This window comes from Tepidimonas sp. (genome assembly GCF_046292505.1).
GTDB lineage: Bacteria > Pseudomonadota > Gammaproteobacteria > Burkholderiales > Burkholderiaceae_C > Tepidimonas.
Genome location: NZ_JBKBQX010000298.1, coordinates 1 through 507 on the forward strand (window position 1 = coordinate 1; position 507 = coordinate 507).

1 protein-coding gene is annotated in these 507 nt (G+C 65.3%); it reads left to right on the top strand.

The annotated features are described in order from the left end of the window. Positions 1–507, top strand: a 507-nt coding sequence (locus ACK4TH_RS13370) for an MBL fold metallo-hydrolase (RefSeq protein WP_409627139.1), incomplete at both ends; no start/stop codon positions are given.

The following is a 507-nucleotide window of genomic DNA, read 5'->3' on the forward strand; positions in this document are numbered from 1 at the left end:
TTCATGCTTCCCATACCCGTCGTTGCACAGGGCCTTGAGATCCAGCCCGTCGCGGACGGGGTCTGGGCCATCGTCGGCGAAAAGGAGCAGCGCAGCGCGGAAAACTTTGCCAACAACGCGACCTTCGGCCTGGTCGTCACCCCTGATGGCAGCGTGCTGGTCGACCCTGGTGGCTCCTGGAAAGGCGCCGAGGCGCTGCACGCGGCCATCCGCACGGTCACGGACCAGCCGGTGAAATATGTCATAAATACCGGCGGGCAGGACCATCGCTGGCTTGGCAACGGCTATTGGCAGGCGCAGGGCGCGACCATTATCGCCAGCGCCGCGGCGGTCGCGGATCACCAGGCCCGCGCCTCTGTGCAAATGACGGCACTGGCGCAGTTCCTCGGCGCCGGGCTTGAGCGGACCGAGCCCTCATATGCCGACGTGACCTTCGAGACTGATTACACCCTCAACATCGGCGGACTCGGACTCAAGATCATGCATCGCGGCCAGGCCCACACGCCC